Source organism: Gammaproteobacteria bacterium (assembly GCA_028819075.1).
GTDB lineage: Bacteria > Gemmatimonadota > Gemmatimonadetes > Longimicrobiales > Gaopeijiaceae > BD2-11.
The window spans coordinates 209,710-229,876 of record JAPPMM010000028.1 but is presented as its reverse complement, the minus strand read 5'-3'; the positions used below and the strand labels follow the sequence as shown (position 1 = coordinate 229,876).

Here is a 20,167-nt window from a genome sequence, read left to right as displayed (position 1 = left end):
GTGGCCGGAGGCATTATGTCGCTTCCAGAAGGCGTTTTGTCGTTTTCCCGGGAACCTGTCCGTAACTCCTGGGTGTGCAATCCAAACATCGCGACCCGAAGTTGCCGTCTTGCGGCAGGTCGGAGTCGCTGAGTCGCATTGATTACGTCCCGTTTTCATTCATCAGGAGGGTCTTCCGAATGAGCTTGCCCGCAAGTAACTCGAATCGATTCCTCAAGCTGACCGCGTTCATGCTCCTGTTCGCGGCGCTACCCGCAGCGGCGCACGCCCAGGGCTCCCTCGAGGGCACGGTGCGCGATGCCGCGACCAACCAGGGAGTCGTCGGCGCGCAGGTGTTCATCTCCGCGCTGAACATCGGCAGCCTGACCGACAACGACGGTTCCTTCAGCATCGGCGGCGTTCCCGCCGGGTCGCACATCGTCGAGATCCAGCTGATCGGCTACGCCGCCGAGCGGCAGGAAGTGACCATCACGGCCGGGCAGGCGACGCAACTGGACGTGATCCTGAGCGAGGAGGCCATCACGCTCGGGGGCATCGTCGCCATCGGAACGCGGGCGCGGCCGCGCACGGTGACCGAGTCCGCGGTGCCCATCGACGTGATCCCGAACGCGGAGATCGTCAACCAGGGCGACAACGACTTCGCCAACCTGCTCCGCAACGTGGTGCCGTCGTTCAACGTGAACATCCAGCCCATCAGCGACGCGGCCACTTTCGCCCGTCCGGCGAACCTGCGCGGCCTCGCGCCCGACCACACGCTGATTCTGTTGAACGGCAAGCGGCGCCACCGCACGGCGGTCATCACCTGGTACGGCAACGGCCTCGCCGACGGATCGCAGGGCCCGGACCTCGCGATGATTCCGGGGTTGGCGCTGGAGCAGGCCGAGGTGTTGCGCGACGGCGCGGCGGCCCAGTACGGCTCCGACGCCATCGCGGGGGTGATGAACTTCATCCTCAAGAACGACCGGTCCGGCGGCGCCATCGAGATCAAGACGGGCGGAAACATGATGTCGCGGACCGGGGCGCGCTTCGAGGACGGCACGATCCCCGGCGACGGTGAGATGTACAGCATCGCGGGCAACTTCGGCCTGCCGCTCGGGGAGAACGGCTTCCTCAACCTGACCGGCGAATACGGCAACGCCAATCCCACCGACCGCAGCACGCAGCGCCGGGACGCGGTAGGGTTGGTCGTCCACGAGGGCAACACGAGCGTGCGCACGCCCGCGCAGATCTGGGGCTCCCCCCAGGTCAGCGACGAACTCAAGATCTGGGCGAACACCGGCTACCTGTTCAGCGACGCCCTCTCGTTCTACGGACACGCCAACTACGTGAGCAAGCAGGTTGAGGGCGGGTTCTACTTCCGGAACCCCGGCACCCGCAGCGGCGTGTTCGCCACCTCCGGCTGCCCGCGCTATTTCGGCGACCAGCCATGCGATCCGGAATGGGAGCGGTCCATCCTTCTGGTCGGAGACCTGCTCGAGGCCCAGGGCGGCATGATGGGCGCGGCCGGTTGCCCCAGGGTGCTGGTCGACCCCGCGAGCGGGACCATCAGGGACCGTGAGGCGTTCAACCAGGTCATGGCCAACCCCAACTGCTTCACCTTCCGGAAGATCTTCCCCGGAGGCTTCACGCCTCAGTTCGGCGCCTACGTGCTCGACGGCTCCGCAGTGGCGGGCCTCAGGGGCACCAGCGGGCGCCTGGACTGGGACGGCAGCGTGGCCTGGGGCAAGTCCAACATGGACTTCTACATGTACAACACGGTCAACGCCTCCCTCGGGCCGGACCAGCCCTGCAGCGCCGAGGGCACCTCGGTCGCGGTTCCCGACCAGCCCTGCACGCCGTACTTCAACCCGGGCATCTACGACCAGCAGGAAGTCAACCTGAACTTCGACGTCTCCTACGCGGTGAACGAGCGCGTGAACCTCGCGGGCGGCGCCGAATGGAGGAACGAGCGTTTCGAGATCGTCCCGGGCGACCAGGCTTCCTGGACCGAGGGACCGCTCGCCAGCCAGGGCTTCACTCCGGGGTCGAACGGATTCACCGGCTTCGGTCCGCTGACCGAGGGTGTGTGGAACCGGAGCAACGTGGCGACCTACGGCGACCTGGAGATCCGGGAGCCGGAAGGTGCGTGGACCTTCGGCCTGGCGGCCCGCTACGAGAACTTCTCGGACTTCGGCAGCACGCTGAACGGCAAGATCTCCGCCCGCACCAGGGTCTCTGAGGGCTTCGCCCTTCGCGCTAGCGCGAGCACGGGGTTCCGCGCCCCCACGCCGGGGCAGTCCAACGCGTTCAACATCTCCACGATCTACGACCCGGTCATCATGGACCTGACCAACAACGGCACCATCCCCTCCACCTCCGATCTGGCCGTGGAGTACGGGGGCGAACCGCTGGTGCCGGAGACCTCGGTCAACCTGGCCGTGGGCGCCGTGGTCGAGAGCGGCAACTTCAACATGTCGTTCGACGCCTATCAGATCAGCATGTCCGACCGGCTGACCTTCACGCAGGACTTCAGCCTCAGTCCCATGGACATCGACCGCCTGCTCGCCGAAGGCATCATCCGCCCGGGCGGCGTGCTCGCCAGATTCCGCTTCTTCATCAACGACTTCTCGACGCGCAGCCAGGGCATCGACTGGGTGGCCGCGTACCGGGTGGCGGGCGGCGACGGTTCCGGCACCACCTTCAGCACCGCCTGGAACGTCAACCGCACCACCGTGACCGAGTTCAATCCGCAGACGCTGAGCTCGGGCCGAATCCGCATTCTGGAGGAGGGACTGCCGAATCTGCGCGCCAACGTCTCGGTGAACCACAACTTCGCCAGCGGCATGCGCCTCCTGGTGCGGGCCAGCCACTGGGGCGGCTACTACGATGGCGAGCAGCCCTACTACGAGAGCGACTCCAGCAACACGATCGACTACCCGTCCCGCGTCCTCTTCGACGTGGAGGGGGCCTATTCCCTCAGCGACAACTGGATGCTGACTGTGGGATCCCAGAACGTCCTCAACACGAAGCCTCAGGAATACCCGGGCGCGGCGGACGGCGTCGGCAACCGGTTCGGCCAGTTCACGCCCTTCGGCTTCAACGGGGCCTTCGTCTACACCAAGCTGGGGTACACGTGGTAACGCGCAGCTGATCCGCCATCGGCGGAAGCAGCATCACAAGGCCCCGGAAGGTTGCACGGCGACCTTCCGGGGCCGTTCTTTGGAGAGTGATGTCTCTGTCCAGGCCCATCCCCCGCCTCCTGGCCTTCGCGCTGCCGGTCGCCACCGGCTGCGTTTCGTCTTCGGCGCTCGAGCTGTATCGGACCGGCGAAGCCGCCTGCTACGATCGTTCCGCCGAGCCCCAGACCGCCGTCGTCGATTCCCACCTTCACTTCCGTCCCTTCGGGGGTCCGGAGATCCCCTTCGAGGAACTCGTCGGGTACCTGGAGGAGACGGGCGTGCTGTTCGCCAACGTCTACGGGATCGGCCAGACGCTTCCGGACTTCTCGTCCTGCACCTACTACCTGGACTGTCCCGGCACACCGTTGACTCCGTCGCCGCAAAACGATGTCGCCAACGCCGCCGGGTACCTGGCAAGCCCGTTCGCGCGCGTCCATCTGACGATGTCGATGACGTTCCCCGATCTGGCGCGCCCCGCCACCATCCTCCCTGAAATGCATCGCCTGGAGGAGGAATATCCGGGCGTCTTCTCGTGGATGGGCGAGGTCAACCTGGCGAAGCAGGCCGTGTTCGCGAACGGCCGCGGGGCGGTTCCGCGCGAAGTGCTCGACGACTGGGCGCCGTTCATGGCCGCGCTCCGGGACCGGGACATGCCGCTTGCGATCCACTCCGACCTGGGCAACGACGAAGATCCGACCCTCTATCTTCCGCTGATGGACGAGGCGCTCGCCCTGTATCCGGACAACGACATCGTGTGGGTGCACATGGGCCTGTCGCGGGAGCTGACGCGGATGCCCCCGGCCGAGCACATCGCGATCGTGGAGTCGATGCTGGACCGCCATCCCCGCCTGATGCTCGATATCTCCTGGCGGGTGCTGGACGACGCCTATTTCTCGGATCCCGAGGCGAGGGCACCCTACGTGCGGTTCCTGAACGAGTACTCGGAGCGCGTTCTTCCGGGGACGGACTTTCTGGCTTCCAGGGACAAGGACTTCGAGGTCTACCGCACCGAGCTGGAAGTCACCAGCCGCATCCTGCGCTATCTGGACGACACCGCCTTCCGCAACATCGCGCTCGGCCAGAACTACTTTCGCCTGCTGGGGCTGGACTACACGGCGCCGAGGATATGCGCGGGGGCCTGAGAGAGCCCCGGAACGGCGGCGGCGCCCGGCGGGATTGCCGCTACAGCCGGGCTCGTATCTCCCACAGATCCGGAAACACCGGCTTGTTGAGCGTCGTGGCCAGGTAGCGGGACCCCGCGGATCCGCCGGTTCCAGGCTTATGGCCGATGGTCCGCTGCACCATCTTCATGTGGCGGTAGCGCCATTCCTGCAGCCCCTCGTCCAGGTCCACCAGGCGCTCGCACAACTGGGCGTTGCGCGCGTCCCCGCGATAGATGCGGATCAGGACTTCCTGCATGGCCTCGTCCGTCACCACCGGCCGCGTCACGTCCCGCTCCAGGCTTGTGCCCGGAACCTCGTATCCCTCCGTGGCCAGGTAGCGGAGGAAGCAGTCCCACAACGTGGGCGCGCTCCAGCGGCGCTCGAGATCCAGCCGCGCGCGGCTCCCCGGTTCGAAGCGCTTCATGGCGGCCCTGTGCTTCCAGCCGAGGCAGAACTCGAGAGCGCGGAACTGGTCGGACTGGAAGCCGCTGGCGGTGTCGAGATGGTCGCGGAAGGTCAGGAACTCGACGGGGCTCATGGTCTCGAGGATGTCGAGCTGCGCGACCAGCACCTTGAGGATGGTGAGGATGCGCTTGAGCGTATGCTGAGCCCGTGGCGCGTCTCCGTCTTCGAGCAGGCGACAGCAGTAGTCCATCTCGTGGAGGAGCACCTTGAACCACAGCTCGTAGACCTGGTGGATGACGATGAACAGCATCTCGTCGTGCTCAACGTCGTCCCTCGGCTTCTGGAGCCGGAGCAGCTCATCCAGCCTGAGATAGCGCTCGTAGTTGACGGCTTCGGGGTTGCGGGTCACTCGCTGAGCCTCGGGGGTTCCTCCAGGTAGCCTTCCTCGATGAGGATGGCCTCGATCTCGTGCCAGACGGCGAGCTGGCTGTCGTGGGCGCCGTCATGTTCCAGCGCGACCTCGGAGATCCGCCCTTCCCATTCGTTGACGAGGTAGAGCGCGTCCAGGACCTCGTCGTCCTCTTCCGACTCCGCGGCGCCGTGCGCCTCCAGAACCAGAAGCACGTCCGCGGAGGTGACGTGATAGGCAAAACTCAGGTCGCACCTCCCGCGGATCGTGCCTCCGGCGGGCCCTCGGTTGGCCGCCGTGATCGTGGCCCTCAGCAGACGTTCCTCGGGAAGGACTCCGTGACAGCCCGGTTAATCTAAACCGACGGCCCGGACTCCGCTTCCCCGCGGGAGCGGATCGTCTCGACCCGTTCGGCCAGCCGGGCGTCTCCCAGCGATTCGGCGACGCGCTCGAAGCCGGGGGTCGCTCCGCTCCAGCGGAGTTCATCGAGGTTGCCGAACAGCGAGGCGTCATCCCGCAGGGTGGCCAGATCCCGGAACAGCAACGCGTCCCGCCATCCGGTGCGGAGATTCTCCTGCAGCCTCGGCGCGCCCCGCACGGCGACGCCCCAGGGCAGGCTCCGGAGCGGGATGGCCTCCAGGTGCCCGTAGTGAGCGAGCACCGCGGAGGTCGACTTGGCGCCCCAGCCCGGGATGCCCGGGAACCCGTCCGCGCTGTCGCCCACCAGCGCCAGGTAGTCGGGGATGGAGGCCGGCCGCACCCCGAACTTGTCCACCACCCCGTCTTCGTCGCGCAACGCTCGCTGCCGCCGGTCGAACTGCACGATGCGGGTCCCCGAGACGCACTGGCTGAGGTCCTTGTCGGGCGTGCAGATGAAGACTCGCTCCACCGCCGGGTCCGCGCCCGCCAGCCGGGCCGCCGAGGCAAGCCCGTCGTCGGCTTCCAACTCGACCATCGGCCATACCGCCACCCCCATCGCCGCCAGAGCGCCTTCGAGGGGGTGAAACTGCGCCCAGAGCGCGGGATCGATGCCTGCCGAGCTCTTGTAGCCCGGCCACAGGTCGTTTCGGAACGACTCGATGACGTGATCGGTGGCGACCCCGATGTGCGTGACGCCCGCCTCCAGCATGCCCAGCAGGGAGTGCAGCACGCCAACGAGAGCGCCCACCTCGCGGCCCGCCCGGTCTTCCCGGGACGGGACCGCGTAGAAGTGGCGGAACAGCTCGTAGGTGCCGTCGATGAGGTGGACGTTCACGGGCGGTCGGATGTTCGGGGGCCGGGCGATCGTGAAGGGGAACCATGCGGGCTGGACGGTCCGGTGCGCAATTGCGCGCCCATCGACTACAACCCGGTCCCCGATTGACACGCGATTCCGGGCGCAGCCTTATTGACGAAGGGACTCTGATGCCACAGGGCCCTGGTGTGCGCAGCATCCCCCCGATGTGCGGCATCGCTCGATCAGTAGAGGAGGTATCGACATGCATGCTCCCGCCCCCCGAACCATTCTCGCCGCGTCATGGCTGGCCATCGCCGGCCTTGCCCTGCCGCAGGACATGGACGCCCAGGTGCCGCCGCAGCGCACCACCGCCTTCGTCAATGCGAACGTCGTGCCCATGGACCGCGAGGGCGTGCTCGCCGATCATACGGTCGTCGTCTCCAATGGGCGCATCGTGGACATGGGCCCGTCGGCATCGGTCGACCCGCCCGCCGGCGCCATGGTCATCGACGCCGCCGGAAAGTACCTCATGCCCGGCCTCGCAGAGATGCATGGGCACATGCCGGGCGGCAACATCGAGGAAACGGTGATGTTCCTCTACGTGGCCAACGGCGTCACCACGGTGCGCGGCATGCTGGGACAGGACGGGCATCTGGCATTGCGCGAGCGGGCCAACGCCGGGGAGATCGTCGCGCCGACGCTCTACATGGCCGGCCCGAGCTTCAATGACGGGAGCGTGAACTCCCCCGCGGAGGCGGAGCAGCAGGTACGTCGGCAGAAGCGTGAGGGTTGGGATCTGCTGAAGATCCATCCGGGACCCACGCTCGACGAATACAACGCCATGGCGGTCACTGCCCAGGAGGTGGGGATCCGCTTCGCCGGACATGTGCCGGCAGATGTGGGGCTCGAGCATGCCATCCTCATGGGCCAGGAGACCTTCGACCACCTCGACGGCTACATCGAGTTCCTGGACGCCTTCGAGGGCGAGGTCGATGAGGACCGGCTCGAGTACATCGTGCAGCTGACCCGCGACGCGGGCGCCTGGGTGGTCCCCACCATGGTCCTCTGGGAGGTCGGCATCATCGGCCGGGGCGATGCCGCCGAAATGGCGCGCTACCCTGAGATGCGCTACTGGCCCGGATTCCAGGTGGAGGGTTGGGAGGGCCGACAGCGGGCCGCGGCATCCCGGACCAGCCCCGAGCGGGCGGCGCAGTGGGCCGCGAACCGCAATCGGGTGCTGAAGGCGCTGTCGGACGGGGATGCCGGCATCCTCCTGGGGACCGATTCGCCCCAGATCTTCAGCGTGCCGGGTTTCTCGATCCATCGCGAGCTGAAGGCGATGGCCGACGCGGGGATGTCCGCCTGGGAGATCCTGGTCAGCGGGACCCGCAACGTGGGCGAATACTTCCAGGGTAGGGACTCGTTCGGCACGGTGGCGGTCGGGCGGCGCGCGGATCTTCTGCTGCTGAACGCGAATCCGCTGTCCGACGTGGCCAACGTGGCCGACCGCGCGGGGGTCATGTTCCGTGGCCGCTGGCTGGCCGAAGAGGAAATCCAGAGAAGGTTGGAGGAGATCGCGGATGAGATGGGGAACTGAGCCGAGGGATCGGCGCCGGATGGTGCGCGGAGCCACTGCTTTGTCAGGTCGTCTGTCAATAATGACAATGACTTACGCAACCGTCTTGCTGCTCGCACCATTTCTCGGTGCGAGTCCGGCCTTTGCCCAGAACGTCGACGCCGACGCGTGGAACGCCGCCATCTCCCGCTTCGAACAGAAGATGGAGGCGCAGGTGGCGGCCGACGATGTCGGCGGGGTCAGCGCGGCCGTTGCGAGGGGCAGCGACGTTGTATGGGCCCGGGCCTTCGGTTGGGCCGACCGCGACCGCCGCATCCGGGCCGGGGTGGGCTCCATCTACCGGACGGGCTCCATCTCCAAGACCGTCACCGCCGTGGCGATGATGCGGGCGGTGGAGCGGGGCTTCATCGACCTCGACCAGCCGCTGAGCGAGATCTTTCCGGCGACCGCCCGGTTCCCCGGGGCGATGGCGGGCGCTCCGGCGCCAACCGTGCGTCAGTTCGCAAGCCACACCTCCGGGCTGGTGCGCGAGCCCGATTGGGACATCGCCGCCTCCGGGCCCATCGGAATCTGGCAGGAGCGCGTCGTCGAATCGATTCCGCTGAGCCGCTTTCAGAACGCGCCGGGAGCGGAGTACTCCTATTCCAACATCGGCTACGGCACGCTGGGGCTGGCCGTGGCGAGGGCCGTGGGGCGGCCCTTCATGGAGTTCGTCGAAGAGGACGTCTTTCAGCCGCTGGGCATGACCAGTTCCACCTTCGTCATCGGACCCGAACTCGCGCCCCGGCTGACCGTCGGCTACGTGAACCGGGGCGACGGAAACCCGGACCCGGAGCAGCCGACCCGCGAGCACGCCGGCCGCGGCTACAAGGTGCCCAACGGGGGCGTCTACTCGACCGTCGGCGACCTGGCCCGCTTCATGGGCGCGCTGCAGGGAAGGGCATCGCCCGCGATCCTCTCCGATGAGAGCGTCGCGGAGATGAGCCGGGTTCACACGCCCGAGGACCCCGACGACGGCTATGGCCTCGGCGTGATGATCCGCACCACGGACGGCGGAGCCCGGCTCATCGGTCACTCGGGTTCGGTGGCCGGCTACAACGCCTACATGCTCTTCGAGCCGGAGTCGGGGCTCGGCGTGGTGTTGCTCCGCAACTACAACCAGGGCCAGGCCAGCCTGGGCGCGGCGGGACAGGAACTCCTCGTGGAGCTGCTGGGAGCGCTGCGCTGAGTCAGCCCGCGTCGAACAGGCGCATCTGACCGCCCCGCTCGGGCCTGCGGAACCCGTCGGTCGCCAGCTCGTACGATCGCCGCTTCAGCCCGAGCTTGCGGCAACTGACCCGGAAGAGGTTGCCCAGATGCTCGGCGAAGGGGCCCCTCCCTCGCCCACGCCGCCCGAAACGGGAGTCGTAGAGCCTCCCGCCGTGCGCTTCCCTGAGCCGGCCGAGCACCTTCTTGCGCCGGTCAGGGAAGTGCTGCTCGAGCCATTCGGCGAACAGTTCCTTCACTCCGAGAGGGAGCCGCAGCATCATCACCCCCGCGTGCGAAGCGCCAGCCTCGCGCGCAGCGCCGAGAATCTCCGGAAGCTCGTGGTCGTTCAGTCCCGGGATCAGCGGGGCCACGTTGACCCCCACGGGGACTCCGGCGTCCGCCAGTGCCCGCACCGCCGCCAGCCTGCGGGCGGGAATCGAGGTTCTCGGTTCCATCACCCGGCGGAGATCCTTGCGCAGCGTCGTGATCGACAGCGTAACCATCGCCGTCCCATGCTCCGCCATGCGCGAGAGGATGTCGACGTCCCTCGCCACCAGGTAGTTCTTCGTGACGATCGACACCGGATGCCGGCACTCGAGCAGCACCTCCAGGCAGGCGCGCGTGATTCCCAGCCGGCGCTCCACCGGCTGGTACGGGTCGGTGACGCCGCTGAGCGCGAGCGTCTGAGGCGTCCAGGCGCGCGCGGACAACGCCCTTTTGAGCAGCTCCGCGGCATCGGGCTTGACCATGATCCGGCTCTCGAAGTCGAGCCCCGCGGAGAACCCCAGGTACTCGTGGGTGGGCCTGGCGTAGCAGTAGCTGCACCCGTGCTCGCACCCCCGGTAGGGATTGAGGCTGACCGCAAAGCCCAGGTCCGGACTCGAATTGTGCGAGATGACGCTGCGCGACCGGTCGATGAAGAATCGGGTCTTGCGGGGCTTTTCGCCCTCACCACCGAACTCCGCTTCCGGCTCCAGATGAAGCCGCTCGAAGCGGTTTGGCAGGTCGTGCGAGGCTCCACGGCCTCTGACAGGCAGTCGCATGGGGGTTTGCTCTTCCATCAGGGTCCCGGAGCCGGGAAGTTGTCACGGACTCGGGTGAGGGTTCGGGGAATATTCGGTGTTTATTCGGTAACATGACCGGCCGTAGTCGCGCAAGGGTGGCGCGGAGGCGCGCGCGGGCGGTGTCGCAAGTCCGGCGGCGGCGGTATGCTGGACGCTCGGGCGCCGCACTCGCCCTGAGAGCCACGCCCGCGTTAAGCAGCAAGCAGCGGAGGAGTCGATCCCATGCAGAAACCGCGTCCACCGGGAGCGCTCGCGGCAGGTGCTCTGATCCTTGGCCTCGCTCTTCCGGGCCTCGTTTCGCCCCACCCGGCCAGCGCGCAGGACGGAACGGTGGCCCTGGTGGGCGGGATGCTGCTGGACGGGTACGAGACGCCTCCCATCCATCACGCGGCGGTCGTCATCGAGGGCAACCGGATCGTCGCAGTGGGACCGGCGACGGAGGTCGAGATCCCCACCGGCGCCGAGATCATCAGCACGGAGGGCATGACCATGCTCCCCGGGCTGGTCGACCTGCACGTCCACCTGATGATCCTCGGCCATGGGGAGTACTCCGAGTGGTGGCCCATCCTCGACAAGGCCCGCGAGGAGATGATGGCCATCTCGGCGAAGCAGCTCCTGATGGCGGGGGTCACCACGGCTGTGGATCTTGGCGCGCCGATGGAGATCCTTAACGTGCGGGACGACATCAACGAAGACCGCCTCCCGGGTCCGCGCATGCTGGTCAGCGGCCCCTGGATCACGCGCGCCGGGCGGCAGTGGCCGGACTGGTTCCAGCGTCGCATCGCATCCCCGGCGGAGGCCGCCGAGCAGACGAACGACCTCATCGACGCCGGAGTCGACGTCATCAAGATCTGGGCGGGGATGACCGAAGACGACATGCGGGCGGTCGTAGAGGCCGCACATCGGCGGGGGGTCGAGGTCCACACCCATCTCTATGCGCCGGAGGACATGTGGGCGGCCATCCGGGCCGGCACCGACGTCATCCAGCACGCGGGTTCGGGCGGCAACCCGCCCTACAGCGACGATCTCATCGCCGAGGTGGCGCACCGCGGTATCCCCGTGGTCCAGACCATCGCCCATCGCATCTGGGTCTATCCCGCGACCCTCGAGTTTCCGGAGCGGCTGCAGGATCGCAGGCTGAAGGAGGATCTGCCGCCCGACCTGTACCGGGAGTTCCAGCGTTCCTTCGAGGACTTCCACCGGAATTCGTATTTCCGGACGACTCCCCGCCAGATCCGCAACTCGGAGATTGCGGCGCGGCAGTTCATCGAAGGAGGCGCGGTGATCGCCATGGGCACCGATTCGGGTTCGCCGATGAACTTCCACACGGAGGCCGCGTGGCGGGAGATTTCCGCTCTGGTGGACTCGGGAATGACGCCGCTCGCCGCGATCTCCGCCTCGACCAAGACGGGGGCCGAGGTCATCGGCCGGGGCAGGGATCTGGGCACGATAGAGCCGGGCAAGCTCGCCGACATCATCGTCGTGGAGGGGAATCCGCTCTTCGACATCAACGTCCTCGGCTATGTGCGGATGGTTGTCAAGGACGGCGTGAGGTACAAATGACTGCAGACGTTGCGGAGCGGCCGGCAAATCGCAGGCCGAACAGACTACCGGGGAGGGAGGGCATGAAGCGCACACGACGGCTTGGCAGGGCGACGGCGATCCAGAAGGGCCATCCGCTGGAGCGGCCCGGCGCGACGCGCGCGCGAGCCCGATTCCTCCTGCTCTCGGCGGTTTCCTGGGCCGTGATGGCCTCCGGCCTCGACGCCCAGCGCGTCACCCTCCCCGACACTACCGAGGTGACGGCCATCGTCGCCGGACGCCTCATCGACGGCGTGGACGGAAACGTGCGCGAGAACGTCACCATCCTCGTGCGCGGCACCCGCCTGGAAGCCGTGGGCGCGGACGTCGCCGTGCCCGCGGGCGCGATCCGCATCGACCTCTCCGACCACACCGTGATGCCCGGCTTCATCGACCTGCACACGCACATCACCAGCGACCCCGGGGGCAGCCGGGAGAGTGGCTTACGTCGCTGGCCGGGGCACCTGGCCATCGCCGGCGTCATGAACGCCAGGATCACCCTGGAGGCGGGCTTCACCACCATCCGCAACGTCGGCAGCGACGACTTCGCCGACGTGGCGCTGCGCGATGCCATCAACGCGGGCATGGTGCCGGGCCCGCGCATCTACACGGCCGTGCACTCCCTCGGCATCACGGGCGGACACTGCGACAACAACGGCTATCGTCCGGACATCTTCGAGGAGCCGGGCGTCGAGGAAGGCATCGCCCAAGGGATCGAGCGCGTGCGCGAGGCGGTGAACTACCAGATCAAGTATGGCGCCGACGTCATCAAGTTCTGCGCCACCGGCGGCGTCCTGTCGTTGGGCACCGCAGTCGGCGTGCAGCAATACACCGAGGAAGAGATGGTCGTCCTGGTGCAGACCGCCAACATGGCCGAGCGTACGGTGGCTGCCCACGCTCACGGCCTGGACGGGATCAAGGCCGCCGTTCGCGCCGGCGTCACCTCCATCGAGCACGGGTCCATGCTCGACGACGAAACCGTCCGGCTCATGGCCGAACACGGCACCTACCTGGTGCCCACCATGATGGCCTTCGAAGACGTTCGCCAGCGGGCGCTGGCGGGGACGCTCGGCGGGCTGCCCGGCCTGAAGGCGATCGAGATCTACCCGTATTTCCGCGAATCCATTCAGATGGCGGTGCGGGCGGGCGTGAAGATCGGATTCGGAACCGACGCGGGGGTCTTCCCGCACGGCGAGAACGCGGGGGAGTTCCGCCTGCTGGTGGACGCGGGCATGTCGCCGACGGACGCGATTCTCGCCGCGACCCGCGAGGCGGCGATCGTGTTGAATCGCACGGAGGAACTGGGCAGCGTGGAGGCGGGCAAGGTTGCGGACCTGGTGGCCGTGCGCGGAGATCCGCTGGAGGACATCGATCTGCTGCGGAACATCGACTTCGTCATGAAGGACGGCGTGGTCTACAAGCAGGACGGACGCGGCGCGAGGCGTCCCGCGACGGATGGGGGAGGTTCCTAGAGAGGGGCCCCTTTCCGGCAGCCCGACACAATTCACAATCTGACGAGGAACGGTGAGACCATGACGACCAATCGACGCGACTTCCTCCGGATGTCGGCCCTGGCCGGCAGCGGACTGGGCCTCGGGCTCGGATACCCGGCCTCGCTGAACGGGCATGGGCTCGAAGCGGTCCAGCTGCCGCGCAGGGCTTCCCGCATCCTCCTTCTCGGAGGCACGGGGTTCATCGGCCCCTGGCAGGTGAACCGCATCCTGTCGCAGGGCCACGAGCTCACTCTGTTCAACCGCGGCCGCAGCCAGCCGCGCATGTTCCAGGACCAGTTCGCCGGGCTGGAAAACCTGATCGGCGACCGCGACGGCGACCTTTCGTCCCTGGAGGGCAACCGCACCTGGGACGTCGTCATCGACAACTCCGGCTACACGCCCGACCAGGTTCGCGCCACCGCCCGCCTGCTGGTGGACCGGACGGATCAGTATCTCTTCATCTCCACGCAGGCCGCCTACATGTCGCGGGTGGAGATCGGCATCGACGAGGATGCCCCGGTGGGCCAGGCGGACCTGCCGATGGAGGAATGGGAAGGCTACGGGCCGATGAAGGCGCTGGCGGAACAGGAGCTGCAGTCCGCCTTCGGGGATCGCTGCACCATCGTTCGCCCCGGCCTGGTGGCCGGCCCCGGAGACCGCAGCGACCGCTTCACCTACTGGTGCGCGCGCATGGACCGGGGCGGGGAAGTGCTCGCCCCCAACACCCCCATGGATCCCGTCCAGTACATCGACGTGCGCGACCTGGCCGAGTTCATGGTCCATCTTCTGGAACAGGAGACGAGAGGCGTCTACAACGTGATCGGACCGGAGGGCGACCTGCACATGGAGGAGTTCCTCTACGGGATCAAGGCGGTGACGTCGACGCCCTCGAACCTCACGTTCGTGACCCTCGACTTCCTGCGGGAGCAGGGAGTGCAGCCCTGGAGCGACCTGCCGGTCTGGCAGCCGCCCGTGGGACCGACCGCGGGCTTCGCGCGCATGAGCCGCGCCCGCGGCATGGCTGCCGGCCTGCGCTATCGGCCGCTCGCGGTCACCGCGGCCGAAACGCTCGAGTGGTGGAAGCAGCTTCCCGAGGAGGACCGGACGCCCATGCGCTCGGGCCTCGCCCCCGAGCGAGAAGCCGAGGTGCTCGCGGCCTGGCGCCGGAGGTCCGGCTAGCGGGCGCGCGCAGAGCTCTCGCGATGCCTCGATGGGCCCGCCGCCGGTCTGCGCACTCGCGCGAAAGAAGCTACCGGCCGCGAGAGCGTGCGGCCAGCCGGGAATTGCTTGCGTGGCATCGGGCCGTCGGTTACGGTGCCGATGCATGCGCCCCGGTCACGCCCTGACCGCAGTCCTGCAAATCCCGGAGGCATCGATGACCCGGTTTGTGAAGCTGTTCGCCCTCGGTCTGCTCCTTCTCCCGAACGTGGTCGGCGCGCAGCAGGCGCCTCGCCCCGGGAGCGGCGGAAACCCGATCGATCCCGACGCCCCGCGTCCGATCGACGCGCTGGAGTCGGTGTGGATCGAGGAACTCACCTTCATGGAGGTCCGCGACGCGATCCGCTCCGGAAAGACCACCGTCATCGTGCCCACGGGAGGGGTTGAGGAGAACGGCCCCTACCTGGCCGGCGGCAAGCACAACTACATCCTGCAGCAAACCGCCGAGGCGGTTGCGCGCAAGCTGGGCAACGCGCTGATCGCCCCGATCATCAAGTACGTGCCCGAGGGCGAGATCGATCTGGAACCCGGCACCATCCGCTATCCGGGCACCATCGGGGTCAGGGTCGAGACCTTCAAGGCCGTGCTCACCGACGTCTCGACCGCCCTGCGGGCCAACGGGTTCGAACACATCGTCCTCATCGGCGACAGCGGAGGCAACCAGCAGCCGCAGGTGGAGGTCGCGGAGGAGCTCTCGGCCAAGTGGACCGATGGCAAGACCGGCATCCACCACATCCCCGAGTACTACAACTGGGTGGACCGCCAGCAATGGCTGCGCGAAAGGGGCATCAACGAGGTGATGCAGGACCCCGGCCTGCACGACGAGTTCAGCGCCACCTCGATCATGATGCTCACCGACCCCACCACCGTTCGCATGGAGCAGCGCATCCGCGCGGGACATTTCTCCATCAACGGCGTCGACCTGGCCCCCATACCCCGCACCCTGGCCCTCGGAAGCGAGCTCGTGGACTGGATCGCCGATCTCACCGTGGCCGCCATCCACGAGGCGACCGGGGAGACGGACGGAAGCTGATGTCCGCCGGCTCGGCCTCGGCCGGACCGGTACCCACAGACACGCGTTCGCAGATCCCCTCGGACATGCGTTCGCAAGCCAGGCGGAAGGGAATACCACCCCTCTAAAGGAGATCTTCATGGAGTCGCGCACCGCCACCCGAATCTTCGCAGCCGGCATCGTCCTGATGCTCTCCGTGTACGCGCCGCCGCTGGAGGCGCAGGAGCTCCACTCGGGTGAATTCCGGGCGGGCGAGACCGCGATCGTCCAGCACAACCTCATGGTGCCCATGCGGGACGGCACGCTCCTGTCGACGGACGTATACCGGCCGGCCGCGCCGGGCCGCTATCCGGCGCTGCTGATCCGCGACCCCTACGTCAACGGCTCCGACGCCGCCTCGTGGGAGATGGGCTTGCGCTGGGCGGAGCGGGGATACGTGTACGTCCACCAGAACGTGCGCGGCCGCTTCGACTCCGAGGGGAGCTGGTATCCCTATCTGGCCGAAGCCAACGACAGCCACGACACGCAGAACTGGATCGGCCGGCAGGAGTGGTCGGACGGGCAGGTGGGCACCCACGGTAACTCCTACCTCGCCACCACGCAGTGGAAGGGCGCGGAGTTCCGGTCGCCCTACCTGAAGGCGATGGCCCCGCGGGTGACCCCGTTCAACTACTACTTCGACACCGCCTATCCGGGCGGGGCGCTCGCGCTGGGCTCGCGCATCGGCTGGGCCTCGGGGATGGGCGGTCGCACCGGCCAGGCGGGCAACCCCGACTGGGACCAGGTGCTCTGGACCATGCCGCTGCTGGAGATGGGCGCGGCGACGGGGCAGGACAATCCCTGGTGGCGCGACTTCGTGATGCACCCGACCTACGACGCCTACTGGGAAGTGCTCGATTCCGAAGCCCGGCTGGAGGAATTCGCGGCAGCCTCGCTCAATATCGGCGGATGGTACGACGTCTTCCTGGACGGCACCCTGGTCAGCTACACGGGCATGGTCGAGAAGGGACGCACCGAGTACGCGCGCGAGAACCAGAAGCTGCTCATCGGCCCCTGGCCCCACGCCAGCGTCCCCAACTTCGTCTATGACGGCATCGATTTCGGGCCGGACGCCACCGTGGACTTCGACAGCCTGCACGTGAAGTGGTTCGACGCCCTGCTCAAGGGGGTCGACAACGGCTATCTGGATGAACCGCCCGTGCGGATCTTCATCATGGGCGAAAACGTCTGGCGCTCCGAGAACGAGTGGCCCATCGCCCGCACGCAGTACACGAACTACTACTTCCACAGCGGCGGCGGTGCGAACGGCTCAGCAGGCGACGGCACCCTGACCACGGAGATGCCGGGAGCGTCCGATCCGGTCGACGAGTTCGTGTTCGACCCCATGAACCCGGTTCCGACGCGCGGCGGCAACCTCATGTTCGGGCCCACGCCTCCCGGGCCCTTCGACCGGGCGGACATCGCGGAGCGCGACGACATCCTGGTGTTCACCACGCCGCCCCTCGAGGAGGCGGTGGAGGTCACGGGTCCGATCACGGCCACCGTCTACGCGTCGAGTTCCGCGACCGACACCGACTTCACGGCGATGCTGGTCGACGTCCATCCGGACGGAAAGGAAATCAACATCGCGGACGGCATCCTGCGCGCGCGGTATCACGGCAACCCGGACTTCACGGACTTCGAGCTGCTGGAGCCTGGGACCGTGTACGAGTTCAACATCGACCTGTGGGCCAGCAGCAACCTCTTCAGGGAAGGCCACCGGATCCGGGTCGAGATCTCGAGCAGCAACTTCCCGAAGTACGACCGCAATCCGAACACCGGCGGCCCGGTCCACCTGGAAACGGAGGTCCAGACCGCCAATCAGACGGTCTACCATAACGCCCGGTATCCGTCGCACATCACGCTGCCGGTCATTCCCCGGTAGGGGTCCGGCGCAGCTGGCGCCGCGGAACGGGATTTGCTGCTGAGGCCGGTTCACCGCGCTTGCGAGCACGAAGACCCGGGGCGTAGGTTGAACCGGTGCTATGTCCGGGCCCCGTGTGTCCCGGCGGCGCCAGTGCGTCCCCGCGCAGCGGCCTGCAGGCGGAGGTGTTTGTGAGAGTTCTCCTTCCGGGGATTTCACTCCTGGGTCTGGCCCTCTTCATGGGTCATGAGGGGGCGCGCGCGCCGACGTTTGCAGGGGAACCCGAGGATCCCGCTCAAGCCCTCGTGACGAGCCACCTTCCGGATGCCTCACGGGGTCCGGGCGCGCATCCCGGCACGCCCCCGTCCGAAGCGCTCAACGCCGTCGTTCGTCAGTACTGCTTCGTCTGCCACAACGACGCCATGATGACCGGCAACATGACGGTCCAGAGCTTCGACGTGACCAACGCCTGGGAGGACTGGGAGACGGCCGAGCGCATGATCGCGAAGCTGCGCACGGGGATGATGCCTCCGCCCGGAATACCCCGTCCCGGCGGGGACACGCTGCTCACGCTCGTCGAGACGCTCGAGCAGACGATCGACGATTACGCGGCCGCCAATCCCAACCCGGGCAACCGCAGCTTCCAGCGGCTCAACCGCGCGGAGTACGAGCAGGCCATCCAGGATCTCTTCGGCATCACCGTCGACGCCAGCCAGTGGCTTCCCCCGGATCTCTATCTCGGGAACTTCGACCACATGGCGGTCTCGCAGCCGCTGTCGCCCACGCTCCTCAACTCGTACCTGAACGCCGCCAACGACGTCAGCCGCCTGGTGCTGGGCCATCCCGGCGCGACCTCGGACTCGAAGACCTACCTCGTCTCGACCTACCAGTCCCAGCACGAGTGGGACCATGTGGAGGGCGCGCCCTACGGCACCCGCGGCGGCATCGTGATCGATCACCATTTCCCCGCCGACGGCGAGTACGTCTTCGAGATGTCGTTCTGGGCAGGGGACCATGAGCGCTTCGCCGAAATGGACATCTCCATCGACGGGGAGCGGGTCGCCCTGGTTCCGGTGGAAGAGTTGCGCCGGGACGCGGACTTCGGGCCGAACTGGAACCAGTTCACCGACCCCATCTTCGTCAGCGCGGGCCAGCGTCGGGTCGCGGCGGCGTTCATCAGGAAGCAGGACGGGCCCTACGCCGACCTGCAGGAGCCCTTCGGCTGGTCCAACGCCGGCGTCCGCTTCCGCATCGGGACGGGGTTCGTCGTCCTCACCCACCTGAGAGACCTGAGCATCCGCGGGCCCCTGGACCCCCAGGGCGTATCCGAGACCCCGAGCCGGCAGCGGGTCTTCACCTGTCGGCCGACGTCGGTCGAGGCCGAACGGTCCTGCGCCCGGGAGATCGCCACGCGGCTTGCCCGCCAGGCCTATCGCCGGCCGCTAACCGACTCCGACCTCGCGGGGCTGATGTCGTTCTACGACGTGGGGGCCGCCGAGGGAGGATTCGAAACCGGCGTGCGCACCGTCCTGGAGGCGATCCTGGCAAGCCCGCACTTCGTGTTCCGGATCGAGGAAGCCCCGGAGAACGAGCTCGATGCCGGCGGCAGCTACCGGATCACCGACCTCGCCCTCGCCTCCAGGCTGTCGTATTTCCTCTGGGGAACGCAGCCGGACGACGAACTGGTTTCGCTCGCGAGCCGTGAGCGGCTCTCGGATCCGGGCGTCCTGGAGCAGCAGGTCCGCCGCCTGCTGGCCGACCCGCGCTCCGAGAGCCTCGCCACCCGTTTCGCCACGCAGTGGCTCAGGCTTCAGGATCTCGAAAGGGTGCAGCCGGACGCCTTCTGGTTCCCCCACTTCAACGAGCAGCTCAAGGCCGCCATGCGGCGCGAGACCGAGTTGTTCTTCGATCATCTGGTCCGCGAGGACCGGAGCCTGCTGGAGCTCTACGGTGCCGACTACAGCTTCATGAACCAGCGCCTGGCGGAGCACTACGGCATCCGGGGCGTGGTCGGGGAGAACTTCCGCCGCGTGAACTATCCCGAGGGAATGCTGCGCCAGGGGCTGCTGGGGCACGGCAGCGTGCTGATGTCCACCTCGATGGGTACGCGGACCTCTCCGGTCTTGCGCGGCAAGTGGGTGATGGAGGTGCTGCTGGACGCGCCGCCCCCGCCGCCTCCCCCCGACGTGCCCGCTCTGGAAGAGACCGAGGACGAAGGGGAGGGCCGGCTGCTCACCACGCGCGAGCGCCTGGAGATCCATCGGCGGAACCCGGTGTGCGCCGCCTGCCATCAGTTCATGGATCCCATCGGGGTGGCGCTGGAGAACTTCGGCGTCACCGGGGAATGGCGGATACGCGAGAGCGGATCCCCTCTCGACGCCCGGGGCCAGCTCTACGACGGCACCGATCTCACCAACTCGGTGCAGCTCGCGGACGCGCTCCTGGAGCGCCCGATCCCGCTGGTGCGCACCTTCACCATGAACCTGCTGGCGTACGCCCTCGGGCGTCGCGTCGAGTACTACGACGGGCCGACCATACGCGCCATCGCGCGCGAGGCGGAGAGCAACGACTACAGAATCTCATCCTTCGTCCTCGGCGTCGTGAAGAGCGATGCCTTCCGCAGCAGGCAGGACATCGGGGCTGCGGCCGCGGACGGGGTCGAGGGCGGATAGACGACGAGACAACATGCCGCGGGGCCCCGGCCCCGGGGCGCCACGATGA

14 protein-coding genes are annotated in these 20,167 nt (G+C 67.6%); 10 read left to right on the top strand and 4 right to left on the bottom strand.

The window, feature by feature from the left end; genetic code table 11:
• Nucleotides 1-179 precede the first annotated feature (179 nt).
• Together OXU32_07105 and OXU32_07100 are read left to right on the top strand one after the other, a co-directional pair.
• Nucleotides 180-3,119 (top strand): TonB-dependent receptor, encoded by a 2,940-nt coding sequence (locus tag OXU32_07105; protein ID MDE0073735.1) that lies wholly within the window; start codon nucleotides 180-182, stop codon nucleotides 3,117-3,119.
• Between the two features lie 89 nt (nucleotides 3,120-3,208).
• The gene (locus OXU32_07100; protein ID MDE0073734.1) at nucleotides 3,209-4,300 is read left to right on the top strand and encodes an amidohydrolase family protein; all 1,092 of its coding nucleotides are present in this window, start codon (nucleotides 3,209-3,211) and stop codon (nucleotides 4,298-4,300) included.
• Between the two features lie 40 nt (nucleotides 4,301-4,340).
• Here the strand turns inward: OXU32_07100 and OXU32_07095 are convergent, their stop codons facing one another.
• The 3 genes from OXU32_07095 to OXU32_07085 form a co-directional block, all read right to left on the bottom strand.
• The gene (locus OXU32_07095) at nucleotides 4,341-5,135 is read right to left on the bottom strand and encodes a tryptophan 2,3-dioxygenase family protein (GenBank protein MDE0073733.1); all 795 of its coding nucleotides are present in this window, start codon (nucleotides 5,133-5,135) and stop codon (nucleotides 4,341-4,343) included.
• The gene (locus tag OXU32_07090; protein ID MDE0073732.1) at nucleotides 5,132-5,350 is read right to left on the bottom strand and encodes a hypothetical protein; all 219 of its coding nucleotides are present in this window, start codon (nucleotides 5,348-5,350) and stop codon (nucleotides 5,132-5,134) included. Before OXU32_07090 ends, OXU32_07095 begins: the two co-directional genes overlap by 4 nt.
• A 140-nt stretch (nucleotides 5,351-5,490) precedes the next feature.
• A complete protein-coding gene (locus tag OXU32_07085) occupies nucleotides 5,491-6,390 on the bottom strand; it encodes a flap endonuclease (GenBank protein MDE0073731.1) in 900 nt (299 codons plus the stop codon).
• Nucleotides 6,391-6,613: 223 nt separating this feature from the next.
• Between OXU32_07085 and OXU32_07080 the strand changes: the two genes are divergently transcribed.
• Both OXU32_07080 and OXU32_07075 read left to right on the top strand, forming a co-directional pair.
• Nucleotides 6,614-7,948, top strand: a complete 1,335-nt coding sequence (locus OXU32_07080) for an amidohydrolase family protein (protein MDE0073730.1) — start codon at nucleotides 6,614-6,616, stop codon at nucleotides 7,946-7,948.
• Between the two features lie 85 nt (nucleotides 7,949-8,033).
• Nucleotides 8,034-9,155 carry a serine hydrolase gene (locus OXU32_07075; GenBank protein ID MDE0073729.1) on the top strand — a complete coding sequence of 374 codons (1,122 nt, stop codon included), beginning with the start codon at nucleotides 8,034-8,036 and terminating at the stop codon, nucleotides 9,153-9,155.
• Between the two features lies 1 nt (nucleotide 9,156).
• Here the strand turns inward: OXU32_07075 and OXU32_07070 are convergent, their stop codons facing one another.
• Nucleotides 9,157-10,218: a PA0069 family radical SAM protein gene (locus OXU32_07070; protein MDE0073728.1), complete on the bottom strand. Its 1,062-nt coding sequence runs from the start codon at nucleotides 10,216-10,218 to the stop codon at nucleotides 9,157-9,159.
• 243 nt (nucleotides 10,219-10,461) lie between these two features.
• On the opposite strand from OXU32_07070, the gene OXU32_07065 reads away from it, so the two are divergent.
• From OXU32_07065 to OXU32_07040, 6 genes are all read left to right on the top strand, one after another.
• Nucleotides 10,462-11,802 carry an amidohydrolase family protein gene (locus OXU32_07065; GenBank protein MDE0073727.1) on the top strand — a complete coding sequence of 447 codons (1,341 nt, stop codon included), beginning with the start codon at nucleotides 10,462-10,464 and terminating at the stop codon, nucleotides 11,800-11,802.
• A gap of 62 nt (nucleotides 11,803-11,864) precedes the next feature.
• Nucleotides 11,865-13,292 carry an amidohydrolase family protein gene (locus OXU32_07060; protein ID MDE0073726.1) on the top strand — a complete coding sequence of 476 codons (1,428 nt, stop codon included), beginning with the start codon at nucleotides 11,865-11,867 and terminating at the stop codon, nucleotides 13,290-13,292.
• Nucleotides 13,293-13,352: 60 nt separating this feature from the next.
• On the top strand, nucleotides 13,353-14,492 hold the full coding sequence (locus tag OXU32_07055; GenBank protein ID MDE0073725.1) for an NAD-dependent epimerase/dehydratase family protein: 1,140 nt from the start codon (nucleotides 13,353-13,355) through the stop codon (nucleotides 14,490-14,492).
• A gap of 196 nt (nucleotides 14,493-14,688) precedes the next feature.
• The gene (locus OXU32_07050; GenBank protein ID MDE0073724.1) at nucleotides 14,689-15,564 is read left to right on the top strand and encodes a creatininase family protein; all 876 of its coding nucleotides are present in this window, start codon (nucleotides 14,689-14,691) and stop codon (nucleotides 15,562-15,564) included.
• Between the two features lie 118 nt (nucleotides 15,565-15,682).
• A complete protein-coding gene (locus OXU32_07045) occupies nucleotides 15,683-17,467 on the top strand; it encodes a CocE/NonD family hydrolase (protein MDE0073723.1) in 1,785 nt (594 codons plus the stop codon).
• Nucleotides 17,468-17,637: 170 nt separating this feature from the next.
• Nucleotides 17,638-20,118, top strand: a complete 2,481-nt coding sequence (locus OXU32_07040) for a DUF1592 domain-containing protein (GenBank protein ID MDE0073722.1) — start codon at nucleotides 17,638-17,640, stop codon at nucleotides 20,116-20,118.
• Nucleotides 20,119-20,167: the final 49 nt, after the last annotated feature.

Excerpts from the sequence above, each read along its gene's own strand:
- OXU32_07105 (MDE0073735.1), top strand. The coding sequence starts at position 180 with ATGAGCTTGCCCGCAAGTAACTCGAATCGATTCCTCAAGCTGACCGCG.
- OXU32_07100 (MDE0073734.1), top strand. The coding sequence starts at position 3,209 with ATGTCTCTGTCCAGGCCCATCCCCCGCCTCCTGGCCTTCGCGCTGCCG.
- OXU32_07080 (MDE0073730.1), top strand. The coding sequence starts at position 6,614 with ATGCATGCTCCCGCCCCCCGAACCATTCTCGCCGCGTCATGGCTGGCC.
- OXU32_07070 (MDE0073728.1), bottom strand. The coding sequence starts at position 10,218 with ATGCGACTGCCTGTCAGAGGCCGTGGAGCCTCGCACGACCTGCCAAAC.
- OXU32_07065 (MDE0073727.1), top strand. The coding sequence starts at position 10,462 with ATGCAGAAACCGCGTCCACCGGGAGCGCTCGCGGCAGGTGCTCTGATC.
- OXU32_07060 (MDE0073726.1), top strand. The coding sequence starts at position 11,865 with ATGAAGCGCACACGACGGCTTGGCAGGGCGACGGCGATCCAGAAGGGC.
- OXU32_07055 (MDE0073725.1), top strand. The coding sequence starts at position 13,353 with ATGACGACCAATCGACGCGACTTCCTCCGGATGTCGGCCCTGGCCGGC.
- OXU32_07050 (MDE0073724.1), top strand. The coding sequence starts at position 14,689 with ATGACCCGGTTTGTGAAGCTGTTCGCCCTCGGTCTGCTCCTTCTCCCG.
- OXU32_07045 (MDE0073723.1), top strand. The coding sequence starts at position 15,683 with ATGGAGTCGCGCACCGCCACCCGAATCTTCGCAGCCGGCATCGTCCTG.